Genomic DNA, 14,935 nt, shown 5'->3' with positions numbered 1-14,935 from the left:
CTTCGTTTTGAGCTGTATGTTTTACAGTTATAGGACCTTTAATAGACTTAGTTGGACCAGTCTAATGAATTAAGGAAATTGAGAACATCCTCATGAAGTTGTTCTTTTTCCTTGTCGAGTGTGATGACATGACCGGATTCCTCGTACCATTTCAAGTCTTTTTGGTCAGATTCGATGGAATCATAGATGATATTGGCACTATCTGTATTGATCATCTCATCATGCCTCGCCTGTACCACGAATGTCGGTGTGTAAATCATATCGATATTATCGCGGACATCGGCAATCAATTCTTGGAGCGCTTTGAGGGTGTTCATCGGTGTCTTTTTGAACTCCTCCATTTCTTTTTCAATCTGATCATCCGACTTTCCCTCATATTTTTTGTATTCTTTTGCGTAATCAAGAACGCCTTGATACATCGTTTCTTCGCTTTTTATATACATGGGCGCACACATGGGTACAATTCCTTTGATCGTAGATGTGTAGCCGAGTTTCAGTGAAAAGACACCACCAAGCGAAAGACCTGCTACTGCAATCTCTTCAAATCCTTTGTCCTTCAGTTCGTTGTAGGCTTTCTCGACATCTTGCCACCAATCATCCGGACCGGTGTGGACGAGTTCCTCCGGTGGGACGCCGTGTCCTTTGTATTGCGGAGCCAGACAGGAATAGCCCTCTTTTTGCAGATAACGGCCGAGCATACGCACATCTGCTGAATTTCCTGTAAAACCGTGCAACAGTAAAACTCCACGGTCTCCCCCTTCAAAGTAAAATGGTTTTGGTGAAACGATTTTCATGAAGTTACCTCTCCTTTTGCTTCATCTCTTTCTGTGTCTGTAAGAAATCGATAGACGTGTCTAATGACGTCTTCCTGTTCAATATCATGGCAGATGATATGTTTTGATTCCGGTAAGTATATGATTTCTTTATTTTTACTGCGAATGGTGTTGTAGATATATTGCGCACTTTTTTTCGGGACCACACCGTCACATTCCCCCTGTATGATGAGTGTTGGGGTGTTCACTTTTTTCAGGTATGGACGCAAGGAACGGATCAGACTTCGAAATTGGAAGGTCATCGATAACGGAGTCCCTTTGAACTTCCGCACATATCGCTGGAACATTTCGTTTTCCTTGATATTGCCTTTGAAAAGATCCTGGAGCATATGCTTGATGTCCTGCGCTAAGCGTGAGAAACTGACGTAATGAGCAGCCGCACTTAATAGGACCAGCCGATCGATTTTATTTGATGCGGCCAGGTATCCTGCGATGATTCCCCCCATTGAAAAACCGACCACGTAGATTTTGTCGCATGTCTTTTGCATTTCACGGAGTTCTTTTTCTGCTGTCTGGATCCAGTCTTGATATGTGACGCGTTCCATCCTTCCATCAACCGTATCATGTCCCGGAAAAGTTGGTGAAACGACAAGCCAATTGGTATTTTCTTTTATAAAATGGACGAGCGGCTCAACCTCATAAGGACTTCCGGTAAAACCATGCAGACAAAGACATCCAATCATGCTTGTGCTCCTTCATTTCTTTCTTATAGTTTGCCCCTTGAAAGAATCATTAAAACGTATGTAACGTAATCCGATAGAGGAAATATCCCAAAGATTTATTTTATACGGACACTTGAGCTGTATTTTTGGGTAATATGTGCCGTATGAACTCTTCATACGGACATTTAAACTGTGTTTTGGGAGCAGACTTGTCGTATGAACCCTTCATACGGACACTACAGCCGTGATTTCGGGCAAGTCTTGTCATATGAATTTATTTTTTCACAGCCTTATTTTTCTCATACATAGCCAACTTAGACTTTGGCTGAGCCATTCGTTCCTCGAAAAAGAAATTGCTACTTTTCCTTCGTGCGGTGTATTGCTTCCGAAGCCGCCAGCTTGTGCACCTGAACTTTAAGTAAATAAATAAAACAGCAAGCTTTTACACTTGCTGTTCTAGCAAACAAATTAATATACGTATGCTAACAAGATCGTAAGAACGAAGAATAATACCGCGAGTACGATCGTCAACTTTTGGAACACAGCATCGATACCGCGAGCTTTTTGCTTACCGAAAAGTTGCTCTGCTCCACCAGTGATCGCACCGGATAATCCAGCACTCTTACCAGACTGAAGTAATACGACAGTTATAATTGCAAGCGCATCAATAATCAATAAAACCATTAAGAATGTTTCCAATTCATCCACCTCCAACGACACAATCCAGTACTATAAATGTATCACAACGAAGATGGAAAATTCAACAAAAATCGCACAGGAAGATTCGGACGGTGCCTGGCACCATTTTGAATCCCTTGAGGCGCAAGGACTCTCATTTGGTGCCAGGCACCGTTCCAAATCCCTTGAGGCGCAAGGACTCTCATTTGGTGCCAGGCACGCCTGATTGTGCACGTTTATTTGATCTTGAAGCTTGCGCCGTCGATGATCTCAATGTTGTTGTGTTGTTTAAGATCCTCCATGAGTTTAAAGAGGGCTTCGTCTTTTTTCTTTGCTTCGATCATGCAATCAATCTGATCGACACTACCTTTGATTTCGTTGAGGAAATCCATGAACATCTCGACATCAATATAATCATTATGTGCTCTGAATTGTTTTTCGTTCTTTGGACTGGAAATGTGCATTTTTATGGGGAGATGTGACTCTGACCATGTGTTTACGATTCTCTCCCACTCTTCCTCCCAATGTTTGTTTTCATGATGCGCCAGGTGATGATGATAATCGAATACCAACGGAACACCTAACTTTTCACACAGGTACAGGGTATCATTCAAATGAAATGATTTATCGTCATTTTCTAATATGATCATCTCCTGAATGGAGGTCGGTACGAGCATCCAGTTTTGGATAAATCGTTCCAGGGCAAGCTCCCGATCTCCATAAACCCCTCCGACATGAAGAACACATCGATGTCTCGGAAGAATTCCCATTCCCTCTAGAAGTCTCTTGTGCAGCATCAAGGTTTTCACTGTCATTTTAAGGACATCTTTTTTCGGTGAGTTGATCAATACAAAATGATCAGGGTGGAAATCGACCCGCATTTCTTTTTCCGCTACAAAGTTCCCGACTTCGTCAAGATTCTCTTCAATTGCCGTCATGTAATCCCAATCAGGAAGTTCTTCGAATGTAGCAAGCGGCACCAATCTCGAGGTCATCCGGTAAAACTTGATATCATAGGCGGCATTGTGCCGGAGGATCCTTAACGTATTCTGGAGATTGGAACGCGTAATCCGTTCCAGCTTCAACATCGCAGCATTGCGGTTTTCAATTTGCGAGAAATTTTTTATGGTCATGGTCTGAGATGGCGATGCATTTTTAACCTTGAGGCTCATCGCTACATAACCTAGGCGAACAACTGTCATCTGAAATCCTCCGTTCAATCAGTTAACATGTAGTATGTCAAAAGGTTTGGAAAATGATGAGTAACATATTTTCACTATGCGACAAGCATATTAAAATCATGGAGGTGTTTATGCGATGCAAAGAAAAAACCGAAATCGCGAGAAAGAGCTTCCAACTGCAACGAATATGAACCCAGGATTCACGGTTCAAAGTGATGCCTTCCAACCACTAGACCTTCTCATTGACCAGGCCGACAATGGGATGGAGCTAGAGCGAAGTGACGTACACGCAGACAACGAAGACATGTAGCGACGCTTCGATGCTGCTCGGTGCCAGGTACAATTTCTAATCCGTTGCCGCACAAGGGATCCATTTCGGTGCCAGGCACCTTCTGAGAACCCTTGGGAAAGTAAGGCGAAATTGTCGTGCCTGGCACGCAGTGCCATAAAAAGAACCCCGAATGCCGCTTGTGATGCGGTGTTCGGGGTTCTTCCAGTATAAGAAGAGTATTTGCTTTTACTCTACACTTACTTTTTGATGTTGTAGAATGCGTCTTTTCCTGCATAGATGGATGTGTAGTCGAGTTCGTCTTCGATGCGTAGAAGTTGATTGTACTTCGCTACACGGTCTGTACGGGATGGCGCACCTGTCTTGATTTGGCCAGCGTTCGTTGCAACAGCGAGGTCAGCAATCGTGCTGTCTTCTGTTTCACCAGAACGATGGGAAATGACTGCAGTGTATCCTGCACGCTTCGCCATTTCAATCGCGTCGAACGTCTCAGTCAACGTACCGATTTGGTTCACTTTGATCAAGATCGAGTTACCGACTTTACGTGTGATTCCTTCGGAAAGCTTCGCTGTATTCGTTACGAACAGGTCGTCACCTACGAGCTGTACTTTGTCGCCGATTGCAGCAGTCAGCTTCTCCCAACCGTCCCAATCGTTTTCGTCAAGTCCGTCTTCAATTGAGATGATCGGGTACTTGGCAGTCAGCTCTTCGTACCATGCGACCATTTCTTCGGAAGTCCTCGTTACACCTTCACCAGCTAAGTGGTACTTGCCATCTTTATAGAGCTCAGAAGATGCCACGTCTAATGCAAGCTTCACTTCTTCATCCGGCTTGTAACCAGCTTTTTCGATTGCTTCAATGATCGTAGAGATCGCTTCTTCGTTTGAAGCGAGGTTAGGCGCGAATCCACCTTCATCACCAACTGCAGTGTTCAAGCCTTTTTCCTTCAATACTTTCTTCAACGTGTGGAAAATTTCTGCTCCGACACGAAGTGCTTCACGGAACGAATCAGCCCCGACAGGCATGACCATGAATTCCTGGATATCTACGTTGTTATCAGCATGCTCTCCACCGTTCAAGATGTTCATCATTGGCGTTGGAAGAGTTTTTGCGTTAAATCCACCAAGGTAGTTGTAAAGAGAAACATCAAGGTGATCAGCTGCAGCATGCGCAACGGCCATAGATACACCTAGAATCGCGTTCGCTCCGATCTTTCCTTTGTTTTCTGTTCCGTCAAGTTCAAGCAATTGCTTGTCGATCGCCACTTGATCAAGCGCGTCGAAAAATACAAGTTCTGGCGCGATCATTTCGTTGACGTTGTTCACTGCGTTCAGAACACCTTTTCCAAGGTAACGGTCTTTGTCACCGTCACGCAGCTCCACTGCTTCGTATTCACCAGTTGAAGCTCCACTTGGCACAAGCGCGCGTCCACGTGCTCCTGACTCTAACCAAACTTCAACTTCTACAGTTGGATTACCGCGGGAGTCTAATACTTCACGTGCAAAAATATTAACGATATTTGATGTCATAACGTTTCATCTCCTTAGTTTTAATAACACTATTTTAAAATCCGGATTATTCCTTAATAAGGGTTTTCCCTGTCATCTCTTTCGGCTGCTTCCCGCCAAGCAGGTCCAACACCGTCGGCGACAAGTCCGCCAGAATTCCGTCATCTCGAAGGTCTACACCTTTTTTCGTGACGATGACCGGTACAGGGTTCGTCGTATGAGCTGTCATCGGTTTATCATCTACCGTGATGACTTCATCTGAGTTTCCGTGGTCAGCCGTTATGATTGCCGCCCCATCTTTTTCTAAAATCAAGTCAACGATTTTACCAAGGCATTCATCCACTGTTTCGATTGCTTTGATGGTAGGCTCAAGCATACCGGAATGACCGACCATGTCCGGATTCGCGAAGTTCAAAATGATCACATCATGTTTGTCCGCATTCAGTTCTTCAAGCAGCGCATCCGTCACTTCATAAGCGCTCATTTCCGGTTTCAAGTCATACGTCGCAACTTTCGGTGAATCGATGAGAATCCTCTCTTCGCCAGGGAATTCGTTCTCCCGTCCGCCACTGAAAAAGAACGTGACGTGCGGATACTTTTCGGTTTCAGCAATCCGTAGCTGTTTATAATCCTGTTGTGCTAAAACTTCACCCAGCGTGTTGTCGAGGTTCGTCGGTTTGAAGGCGACCTCCCCATCCACTGTTTCACTGAAATGAGTCAGACAGACGAAATGGAGATCCTTCGGCAGTTTTTCACCACGGTCAAATCCACGGAAATCTTCGTTCGTAAAGACCTGTGAAATCTGAATTGCGCGGTCAGGACGGAAGTTGAAGAAAATGATCGCGTCATCATCTTCGATCGTCGCAACCGGAGAACCGTCTTCCTTCGTTATCACTGATGGCAGGACGAATTCATCATGGATATCGTTGGCATAAGAGTCATCGACAACTTCAATCGGATCGTGATACGATGGGCCATCACCGTAGGTCATCGCGCGATAAGAACGTTCTACACGATCCCAGCGCTTATCCCGGTCCATCGAATAATAACGTCCAGATAACGTCGCAATTTCCCCGACGCCATATTCAGCCATTTTTTCCTGAAGCGCCTTGATGTAGGTCTTCGCAGTTTGCGGTCCAACATCCCGGCCATCCAGAAATCCATGAACATAAACTTTTTCGACATTTTCTTTTGCAGCCAGCTTCAATAGCGCATAAAGATGATCGATGTGACTATGGATTCCGCCATCTGAAAGCAATCCGAAAATATGAAGCGCAGAATCTTTCTTTTTCACATGGTCCATCGCATCAAGGAAGGTTTGCTTTTCATAAAACTCCCCTTCTTTAATCGAGAGATTGACCCGAGTCAAGCTTTGATAGACGATCCGGCCAGCTCCGATGTTCAAGTGGCCGACCTCAGAGTTCCCCATCTGACCTACAGGAAGGCCGACCGCTTCGCCACAAGCCTGCAACTGCGAGTGGGGAAACTCATTCCAATAGCGATCGAAGTTCGGTTTTTCCGCCTGGGCGACCGCATTCCCTTTTGTTTCATCCCGTAACGCAAACCCATCAAGAATGATGAGTGCGACTGGTTTTTTAGCCATTATTTACAACCTCCAACAACTGTAAGAAAGACTGAGGCTTCAAGCTAGCCCCACCGACAAGCGCACCATCGATGTCTGATTGGCTCATCAATTCATCAATCGTTTCCGGCTTCACACTTCCGCCGTATTGGATACGCACTTGCTCCGCGATCTCTTTTGAAAATTTATCAGTAATCACACTGCGGATATATGCACATACCTCATTGGCATCCTCAGCAGTCGCTGATTTTCCTGTTCCAATCGCCCAGATCGGCTCATAGGCGATGACCGTCTTAGCGACTTGTTCTTCAGAAAGACCGCTTAAGGCTTGCTCTACCTGTGTTTTTACATGAGGTTTCGTTTCATTGTTCTCACGTTGCTCTAATGTTTCACCGACACAAACGATCGGTACAAGGTCATGCTTAAAGGCCGCGTGTACTTTCTTGTTGACAGAGCTATTCGTTTCGGCGAACATTTCACGACGCTCAGAGTGTCCTAGAATGACATACTCGACATTCAAATCTTTCAATGCTGCCGGGCTGATTTCACCTGTGAATGCTCCGCTTTCTTCAAAATGCATGTTCTGTGCTCCGATATGCAGCTTTGTTTCAGCAGTTTCATTCACTAGAGCGTTCAAAAAGAGTGCAGGCGCACAAATGACTGAGTCAATTTTCGATTCATCTGGCACAAGACCTGATATCTCTTTTACAAAGCTCTTGGATTCTTCTAATGTTTTATGCATTTTCCAGTTTCCTGCGATGATCGGTTTACGCATCCTTTAAGGACCACCTTTCATTAATTTAAGTATGTTGTTCTACATTGTTGTTTTCAAGATTCCGCGGGCAAGATTTCTAGGGACGATGATTTGTGATCTGTTACTTTCAACTTCATAGACAAATTAGTATCAAGAAGTTCGAGGCACGAAGGTTTCAAGGACCGGAGCGTATGTCACTAATACGTGAGGACCGGAGAAACCGAGTAACGACGAAATTCGACGATAATCATTTGTCTATTTACTTATCTTTTAACGCAGCGACGCCCGGTAAAACCTTTCCTTCCATAAACTCCAGAGAGGCACCTCCACCGGTAGAGATGTGATCCATTGCATCTGCGAGGTCGAATTTTTCGACTGCTGCCGCTGAATCACCGCCACCGATGACACTGTACGTATCTTTCGCGTCGGCTAATGCTTTCGCGATTGTCATCGTACCGTTCGCAAAGGCATCAAATTCGAATACCCCCATAGGACCATTCCATATTACAAGTTTCGAGCCTTCGATCACGGTTCTGTACTCATCACGAGTACCTGGTCCAATATCTAGTGCTTCCCAATCTGAAGGGATTTCATCAATCGAGACGACTTTCGTATTGGCATCTCTAGAAAAATCATCTGCAACGACGACATCTTTCGGTAGATACATCTTTACGCCTTTTTGCTCCGCTTTTTCCATGAATGATTTTGCCAGGTCGATTTTATCCTCTTCTAAAAGAGACTTCCCGACGTCATACCCGAGCGCTTTTACAAACGTATACGCCAGTCCGCCCCCGATGATCAGGTTGTCCACTTTATCTAAAAGATTATCGATAACCCCGATTTTATCTTTGACTTTTGCGCCGCCAATTACGGCTGTAAATGGACGTTCTGGAGTTGAAAGTGCTTTTCCGAGAACATCAAGTTCTTTTTCCATTAAAAGTCCTGAGACCCCTGGAAGATGATGAGCGATACCTTCGGTTGATGCGTGTGCGCGGTGAGCAGCTCCAAATGCATCATTTACATACACGTCAGCCATAGCAGCGAATGCCTTCGCTAGCTCTGGATCGTTCTTTTCTTCACCAGGTTCAAAACGAACGTTTTCAATCAGTAAGACTTCTCCATTGCTCAGGTTAGAGATTGCTTGGTCGACTTCTTCACCATAAACTTGATCGGTTTTTGTAACGGTCTGGTTCAAGAGATCACTTAGACGTTTTGCGACAGGATCAAGACGCAATTCTTCAACGACTTGTCCCTTCGGACGTCCAAGATGACTTGCTAGAATGACTTTTGCTCCGTTTTCTACTAAGTGTTGGATTGTCGGTAATGCCGCACGGATTCGAGTTTCGTCATTCACTTCTCCATCCTTCATCGGCACGTTGAAGTCAACGCGACAGAAAACTCTCTTCCCTTCAACATTCACATCACGCAAAGACTGTTTTTGCATATACGGAAAAGCCTCCTTCGTTTTAATAAATCCTTCATTTAATTGTTGAACTTCTGCTTTTAACTCCGGCTTAATTGTTAACTTCCCCTAAGTACATGTGAAAAGAGGAGTAAAATTACCCCTCCCCCACATTCTATATAAACTTATGAAAATGGTACAGTTTTTTCCTATTGAAAAACTGTTTGTTTAAAAAGCCTGTGGCTTCTTAATTTTTCTATTAAAGTCCTTTAGAAGCGATGAACGCTGCAAGATCAACAACACGGTGAGAATATCCGCTCTCATTGTCGTACCAGGAAATTGCTTTTACCATGTTGCCTTCCATGACCATTGTAGAAAGCGCATCGATTGTAGAAGAATCCGGGCTTCCGTTGTAGTCACGAGATACTAGAGGCTCTTCGCTGTATCCAAGAATACCTTTCAAGTTAGACTCCGCAGCTTCTTTAAATGCTGCATTCACTTCTTCGACAGTTACATCTTTATCAAGCTCAGCTACAAGATCGACTAATGATACGTTTGGTGTAGGTACACGCATTGCCATACCATTCAGTTTGCCTTCAAGCTCTGGAAGTACAAGAGATACGGCTTTTGCTGCACCTGTTGTAGTCGGAATGATGTTTTCACTTGCCGCACGCGCACGACGATAGTCTTTGTGCGGAAGATCAAGGATTTGCTGGTCGTTCGTGTAAGAGTGGACTGTTGTCATCATTCCACGCTTGATGCCGAACTTGTCGTTCAATACTTTAGCAAGTGGTGCAAGGCAGTTTGTCGTACAAGATGCGTTTGAGATGACATTGTGGCTTGCTGCATCATACTTATCTTCGTTAACACCGAGAACAACTGTGATGTCTTCGTTCTTCGCTGGAGCAGAAATGATGACTTTTTTTGCTCCTGCTTCAAGGTGTTTTGCTGCATCGTCACGTTGTGTGAAACGACCAGTCGATTCAACAACGATTTCTACGCCAAGATCTCCCCAACCTAGTTGAGCAGGATCACGCTCAGAAAGAACTTTTACCTCTTTTCCATCTACGACAAGATTTTCACCGTTAACTTCTACTTTAGCATCTAGTGTTCCATGAACAGTGTCGTATTGTAATAGATGAGCAAGCATCTCAGCATCTGTAAGGTCATTGACTGCTACTACCTCAACGTCATTGTTCTTCAATGCTGCACGGAATACGTTACGTCCAATACGTCCAAAACCATTGATACCAATCTTTGTAGCCATTATAAAACTCCTCCTTGGATTTAATAAATAAATTGAAAGTATATATTTGATAAGTGCCTGGCACCGTTTCAAACCCCTTGGTAATTCTAGCTTCCTGAACGGTGCCTGGCACCATTTTGAAAGCCTTGCTATGAAAGGGTTTTGCTTCGGTGCCTGGCACGGAAACACTTATAGCACTTAATCGAATTCGATCAGTTGTTTTGCGGCGCCTTCATCTGTGATGAGGATCTGGTTGGGGCCGCGTTTCATATATGCTGCGATTGCGCTGGCTTTACTGCTGCCGCCTGCTACAGCAAATATCGTCTTGTCGTTTGTAAGATCGTCGAGCTGTAGGCCGACTGTTTTCACCTTGTGGACGATGTTGCCGTCTTTGTCGAAATAGTATCCGAACGCTTCAGCAACAGCCTGGTGTTCTACAATCTGCTGATAAACTTCAGAGGAAGAATTCCTTCGTTCAGCCATCGTTTTCGCTTCTCCGATCCCATGGATGACGATTTCCGCTGACCGGATCTCCTCCAGTACATCTTTAACACCTGGCTCTCCAATTAAACTTTGATAAGATTCATTGCTTAATTGATCGGGGACATGAAGCAATCGGTATTCTCCGTTTGCTTTTTTAGCCATCGTAGCGCAAATCGTATTGGCTTGATTTTCTACTCGTTCACCGAGACCGCCTCGAGCTGGTACGATCATTGGCTGCCGCTTCTTTGAAAGCGGCGTCATCATGTCTGCAACTGCTGCCAGCGTCGTTCCTCCAGTCACTGCAATCGTCTTCTGGTTTTTTAAAAGTGGTAAAAGCCGCTTGATCGCTGCTTTCCCCATCTCTTTTTTCACCCAGGATTCCCGATCGCTGTCCCCTGGAACGATGATGACTTCTGCCAACTTTAATTTTTCCTGTAATTGTCCTTCTAAAACATGAAGTCCTGAAACTTGCTTCATTATGTTTTCAAGTTCTAGAAGAATATGATTACCTTCATCAGTCAAAGTCATACCTGAAGTAGAAATCTTCAAAAGTTCTTGCTTATTCAAAAACTCCACTTCCGCACGAAGAACTCGCTCGGTCTGTTGTAAATTCGCTGCTAGACTTCTTCTGCCGACCGGTTGCATATACCGTACATTTTGAAGGATCCTGTATCGGTTTTGCATAACATCGAGCAAGTCAGGTAATAATTTTCTTTGTAAATCAATTAACGGTTCCATCGCAACTCCCCTTTAATCAGGGTCGGGACTGTTATTGTCCCGGTTAGTCGTATTATGTCCCAATAAGTGTAAAAAAAATACGACTTGCTAATACACTTATTATATTAGCAAGTCCTTCAAATGGTTTCAACAAAAATCACTCGAAAAATGTAAGTAAGCGTTTTCTTAAATCATTTTGGTCGATGATACCGTATTGAAGATCTTCTCCATTCACTTGTACGACTGGAATCATCACCCCATAAGCCTCTAACCATTGATCATTTGTATAAATGTCCCGCTCTTCTATGGTAAAATCGATTTCTTCCTGTAATTCTTCAAGGATCAAGAGTGCTTTATCGCACAATGGACAATTTGTTTTCGTATAAAATCGGACAGTCAACATGATTTTTGCTCCTTTTTACCATATAAAACAAATCAGTTTATCTTTTATTGCCCCACACGTTTTGGAACAAAATTTGTCGGACACCAGAGATCTTATTCGATGATATCTATAGAAAATCAGCTCTATTTTTCACAAATAACGGAACAGTTGTCCTCTAATTTAAATGTGAATAGTTCAGATCCAAATTCCTAACTAAAATAAGCTGAAAACGATGGAACCACGACATTTCCACCGTTATACGACGATGCTTTTTCGTTTCGATGATGATGGGATTCTCAGTTCTTCACGGTATTTTGCTACCGTCCGCCTCGATATGTCGATCCCTTCTTCTTTAAGAGAGTTGGCGATTTTCTGATCAGAAAGAGGCTTGTGCTTCGGTTCAGCATCCACCATACGCTGAATTTGTATTTTCACCTGCGCTGATGAAGTATCTTCCATTTGATTTGTCTTATCCAACTTTGAAGTGAACAAAGATTTCAGTGGGATTGTTCCTTTAGGCGTTTGGATCGTTTTGTTTTTCACTGCTCTGCTGATCGTCGATTCATGGACATCGATTTGCATTGCGACTTCCTTCAACGTCATTGGTCGAAGTGCCTCATATCCATTCTCGAAGAAAGCCCGTTGTGCTTGCAGCAAGTATTCCCCAAGATTTTGGAGCGTTTGCCTACGCTGGTCAAGACTCCGCTTCAGCCATTCGAATTTTTGCAGTTGGTTTTCAAGGTAGGACTTCGCTTCACCGTGCTGCTTCAAGATCCGGAAATACCGCTCATTCAACGAAACTTCAGGAACAAGCTCTTCATTCATCCTTACATAAAGATCCCCCAGCTTATCCTGTTCAATGAAGAATTCAGGCTCGACCCATTCAGGCCGGTCTTTTTCAAATCCGGAACACGGCCTCGGATTCAACGAACGAATGAAATCTTCTACTTCCTTCAAGTCTTTCATCGTGATGTTCAGCGTTTTGGATAGATAGGAAAACTTCTTATCCGCAAATGCATCAAGGTGGTGCTTGATGATCTCTTCTACTACAGGCTTGTCACAATCCGTCGCTTTCAACTGCAGCATCAGACATTCAGACAATGATCTTGCTCCAACACCGATCGGTTCGAGCTGTTGAATTCGCTTCAGAATGATTTCGATTTTTTCAATCGGTACATCGAGCTCTTCCTGTAGACACCCTAAACTGCAGTCAAGATACCCGTTCTCATCTAAACAATAAATCATATATTCTGCGATCGCTTTATCTTCATCAGTCAATTCAACCCAGGCCAATTGCTCTAGAAGATGCAACTGTAAAGAATCATCTTCTGATTTGATGAAATTGACTGGATTGAAATCATTATCTTCATCATAAAACCAGGAATCCTGATCGCTTTCAGTCGTAGAAGTTCGTTCACTTTTGACATCCACTGGTTGTTTTTCCTGCAGATCGATCAAAGGATTTTCCATTGCCTGTTGATGTAAAAATTGAGAAAGTTCGAGTGTAGGATATTGTAAAATCGTTATCGCTTGTCGTAACTCTTGCGTCATGACAAGTTTCATCGATTGTGTTTGATATAAACCTAACTCCATAACAATCCCTCCTACCAACATCTTATCAAAAATGTATGCGCTTTAGCACCTTGAAATATTTTCAAAATAGCTGAAAGAGGGAGCTTGGAACGTTAAATCATGAATAATAAAAATGAAATTGTGGCTAAGCTGGTTACTGTGCTGACAAACATCGCACTTGAGACATACTCCGATTTCAGCTCGAATTTTGTCGCAAGTAAAGTAGTCGTCGCCGCTGTCGGGGTGGCAGACGAAAGGATGAGTACTTTTGCCCAAAGTGAATCTAACGGATAAAAAAATCCGATGATCAAAAAAGCAATCGCCGGATAGACGATCAGTTTGAAAGTAGTTGCAATGCTGATGAATGACATCGCACTCTTTACATTGATGTTTGAAAGGTTGATTCCTAGTAAGGTCAATAAAGCCGGTATGGCCGCGTTCCCTAATAGTTCAACCGGGTTAGCCAAAGCCGCCGGAACCTGGATACCCGCTAATTTAAAAAGATAGCCAATAGGATTGCTACAAATGCAGGCATTTTAAAAATGTTTGAAAAGGCTTGTCCAAAACCGGTCTCTTCATTTCTCGAAGCGTAATAAACCCCTGCAGAATTCATAAGTAAAGATTGGATGACCGCAAAAATGATACCGATTGTGACACCTTTTTCACCAAAAGCGAACATGAGGATCGGAAGTCCATAATTCCCTGCATTCGGGAAAGCACTTGCAAGCATCATCGCATTTTTATAAGAAGGAGCCCATTTGAAGAAAAAACTGATGACATTCATCAAACCTGCAAATAAAACAAACAGAGTGACGCCGAACAGGGCGATTTTCCCTAAATCAGAAAAATCCAGGGATGAAGTGGTCACCGAATAAAAGAACAGGGCGGGGCTGAAAACATAGATACATAGATCAGAGACTGGTTTCGGGTTTACTCCTAGATATCTTCCGACGATAAAGCCGATCAATATAATGAAAAATACGGGGAAAACGATATTAAGCAAATCGAATAAGAACATGACTTTCACCTGACTAATTTATTTTAGGCTTTTTTTAGTAAAGATTGTTGTTTTCTCAATTCCTTGGATGGCGTGGAAATATACCCGCTTTCCGTGGGCGAATGAAACACTGAAGCAACCCGATTAGTCACATAAGTCATTGAAAACTGAAGAGGAGTCTCAAACCAAAAGACCTGCTCTGTATGGGCCAAATCATAAGGATAGCAACCAATGTTTTACCTCCACACATTTCACTTACCACTAACGGACACAGAAGACCTTATTTAACCAAATTAATGGAACTTTACAAACTTAACGGACACCAGGGACCTTATTTTGGGTATATCCAATAAATTCAGCTGCTTTGTTCACAAATAACGGCTGTGGTGTCCGTTAGCGTTTCAGGAACAGCGATTTTGTCCCAAATAACGGCTCTGGTGTCCGTTAACTTAAAAAAACTTGGCAAAGCCTAGCCTTGTGCGAAGGTTGATTCTTTAAAAAGGAAGGCTCTTAACTAAAAGATTGAACTGTATCCCGAATAATGGACACTTATAAAAAAGTCCACTATTCGGGATTTTTTGTGTTAATTCAATCAGAAAACCCGTTATAATCAAAACAAATGGAGAGAACGGGGAATTAATTATGAATA

15 protein-coding genes are annotated in these 14,935 nt (G+C 43.3%); 1 reads left to right on the top strand and 14 read right to left on the bottom strand.

All coding sequences use genetic code 11. From position 1 onward, the window contains the following. Window positions 1-47: 47 nt before the first annotated feature. The 4 genes from N8M93_RS19240 to uvsE all read right to left on the bottom strand — a co-directional run bounded on the left by N8M93_RS19240 (window position 48) and on the right by uvsE (window position 3,375). Window positions 48-794 (bottom strand): carboxylesterase, encoded by a 747-nt coding sequence (locus N8M93_RS19240; protein ID WP_261134252.1) that lies wholly within the window; start codon window positions 792-794, stop codon window positions 48-50. Then, window positions 791-1,516: a carboxylesterase gene (locus tag N8M93_RS19235; RefSeq protein ID WP_261134251.1), complete on the bottom strand. Its 726-nt coding sequence runs from the start codon at window positions 1,514-1,516 to the stop codon at window positions 791-793. Before N8M93_RS19235 ends, N8M93_RS19240 begins: the two co-directional genes overlap by 4 nt. 447 nt (window positions 1,517-1,963) lie before the next feature. After that, window positions 1,964-2,179, bottom strand: coding sequence for a preprotein translocase subunit SecG (gene secG, locus N8M93_RS19230; RefSeq protein ID WP_396125734.1), 216 nt, complete (start codon window positions 2,177-2,179; stop codon window positions 1,964-1,966). Window positions 2,180-2,409: 230 nt separating this feature from the next. Further along, entirely contained in the window at window positions 2,410-3,375 is a 966-nt protein-coding gene (gene uvsE / locus N8M93_RS19225; RefSeq protein WP_261134250.1) for a UV DNA damage repair endonuclease UvsE, read from the bottom strand. Window positions 3,376-3,490: 115 nt separating this feature from the next. Between uvsE and N8M93_RS19220 the strand changes: the two genes are divergently transcribed. Continuing rightward, window positions 3,491-3,664: a hypothetical protein gene (locus N8M93_RS19220; RefSeq protein ID WP_261134249.1), complete on the top strand. Its 174-nt coding sequence runs from the start codon at window positions 3,491-3,493 to the stop codon at window positions 3,662-3,664. A gap of 218 nt (window positions 3,665-3,882) precedes the next feature. Here the strand turns inward: N8M93_RS19220 and eno are convergent, their stop codons facing one another. The 10 genes from eno to N8M93_RS19170 all read right to left on the bottom strand — a co-directional run bounded on the left by eno (window position 3,883) and on the right by N8M93_RS19170 (window position 14,307). Further along, window positions 3,883-5,172 (bottom strand): phosphopyruvate hydratase, encoded by a 1,290-nt coding sequence (eno, locus tag N8M93_RS19215; RefSeq protein WP_261134248.1) that lies wholly within the window; start codon window positions 5,170-5,172, stop codon window positions 3,883-3,885. Between the two features lie 46 nt (window positions 5,173-5,218). Further along, on the bottom strand, window positions 5,219-6,754 hold the full coding sequence (gene gpmI / locus N8M93_RS19210) for a 2,3-bisphosphoglycerate-independent phosphoglycerate mutase (RefSeq protein ID WP_261134247.1): 1,536 nt from the start codon (window positions 6,752-6,754) through the stop codon (window positions 5,219-5,221). Continuing rightward, window positions 6,747-7,508, bottom strand: a complete 762-nt coding sequence (tpiA, locus tag N8M93_RS19205) for a triose-phosphate isomerase (protein ID WP_261134246.1) — start codon at window positions 7,506-7,508, stop codon at window positions 6,747-6,749. Before tpiA ends, gpmI begins: the two co-directional genes overlap by 8 nt. Before the next feature lie 238 nt (window positions 7,509-7,746). Further along, window positions 7,747-8,931, bottom strand: coding sequence for a phosphoglycerate kinase (locus N8M93_RS19200; RefSeq protein ID WP_261134245.1), 1,185 nt, complete (start codon window positions 8,929-8,931; stop codon window positions 7,747-7,749). 217 nt (window positions 8,932-9,148) lie between these two features. Beyond that, window positions 9,149-10,156 (bottom strand): type I glyceraldehyde-3-phosphate dehydrogenase, encoded by a 1,008-nt coding sequence (gene gap, locus N8M93_RS19195; RefSeq protein WP_261134244.1) that lies wholly within the window; start codon window positions 10,154-10,156, stop codon window positions 9,149-9,151. 177 nt (window positions 10,157-10,333) lie between these two features. Continuing rightward, the gene (locus N8M93_RS19190) at window positions 10,334-11,356 is read right to left on the bottom strand and encodes a sugar-binding transcriptional regulator (RefSeq protein WP_261134243.1); all 1,023 of its coding nucleotides are present in this window, start codon (window positions 11,354-11,356) and stop codon (window positions 10,334-10,336) included. 136 nt (window positions 11,357-11,492) lie between these two features. Continuing rightward, the gene (locus N8M93_RS19185) at window positions 11,493-11,735 is read right to left on the bottom strand and encodes a glutaredoxin family protein (RefSeq protein ID WP_261134305.1); all 243 of its coding nucleotides are present in this window, start codon (window positions 11,733-11,735) and stop codon (window positions 11,493-11,495) included. Window positions 11,736-11,972: 237 nt separating this feature from the next. Beyond that, window positions 11,973-13,310 carry an RNA polymerase factor sigma-54 gene (gene rpoN, locus N8M93_RS19180; RefSeq protein ID WP_261134242.1) on the bottom strand — a complete coding sequence of 446 codons (1,338 nt, stop codon included), beginning with the start codon at window positions 13,308-13,310 and terminating at the stop codon, window positions 11,973-11,975. Between the two features lie 92 nt (window positions 13,311-13,402). Further along, window positions 13,403-13,756 (bottom strand): AEC family transporter, encoded by a 354-nt coding sequence (locus tag N8M93_RS19175; protein ID WP_396125716.1) that lies wholly within the window; start codon window positions 13,754-13,756, stop codon window positions 13,403-13,405. A gap of 23 nt (window positions 13,757-13,779) precedes the next feature. Then, window positions 13,780-14,307: an AEC family transporter gene (locus N8M93_RS19170; protein WP_261134241.1), complete on the bottom strand. Its 528-nt coding sequence runs from the start codon at window positions 14,305-14,307 to the stop codon at window positions 13,780-13,782. Between the last annotated feature and the right edge of the window lie 628 nt (window positions 14,308-14,935).

Origin of the sequence: Bacillus sp. Marseille-Q3570, from assembly GCF_946151055.1 — a bacterium.
In the GTDB taxonomy this organism is placed as follows: Bacteria; Bacillota; Bacilli; order Bacillales; family Fictibacillaceae; genus Pseudalkalibacillus.
Note: the sequence above shows the minus strand (reverse complement) of the source record. Positions and strands in the feature narration are given on the sequence as shown.

Coding starts and splice junctions, on each gene's coding strand:
- N8M93_RS19240 (WP_261134252.1), bottom strand. CDS start 794: ATGAAAATCGTTTCACCAAAACCATTTTACTTTGAAGGGGGAGACCGT.
- N8M93_RS19235 (WP_261134251.1), bottom strand. CDS start 1,516: ATGATTGGATGTCTTTGTCTGCATGGTTTTACCGGAAGTCCTTATGAG.
- secG (WP_396125734.1), bottom strand. CDS start 2,179: ATGGTTTTATTGATTATTGATGCGCTTGCAATTATAACTGTCGTATTA.
- uvsE (WP_261134250.1), bottom strand. CDS start 3,375: ATGACAGTTGTTCGCCTAGGTTATGTAGCGATGAGCCTCAAGGTTAAA.
- N8M93_RS19220 (WP_261134249.1), top strand. CDS start 3,491: ATGCAAAGAAAAAACCGAAATCGCGAGAAAGAGCTTCCAACTGCAACG.
- eno (WP_261134248.1), bottom strand. CDS start 5,172: ATGACATCAAATATCGTTAATATTTTTGCACGTGAAGTATTAGACTCC.
- gpmI (WP_261134247.1), bottom strand. CDS start 6,754: ATGGCTAAAAAACCAGTCGCACTCATCATTCTTGATGGGTTTGCGTTA.
- tpiA (WP_261134246.1), bottom strand. CDS start 7,508: ATGCGTAAACCGATCATCGCAGGAAACTGGAAAATGCATAAAACATTA.
- N8M93_RS19200 (WP_261134245.1), bottom strand. CDS start 8,931: ATGCAAAAACAGTCTTTGCGTGATGTGAATGTTGAAGGGAAGAGAGTT.
- gap (WP_261134244.1), bottom strand. CDS start 10,156: ATGGCTACAAAGATTGGTATCAATGGTTTTGGACGTATTGGACGTAAC.
- N8M93_RS19190 (WP_261134243.1), bottom strand. CDS start 11,356: ATGGAACCGTTAATTGATTTACAAAGAAAATTATTACCTGACTTGCTC.
- rpoN (WP_261134242.1), bottom strand. CDS start 13,310: ATGGAGTTAGGTTTATATCAAACACAATCGATGAAACTTGTCATGACG.
- N8M93_RS19170 (WP_261134241.1), bottom strand. CDS start 14,307: ATGTTCTTATTCGATTTGCTTAATATCGTTTTCCCCGTATTTTTCATT.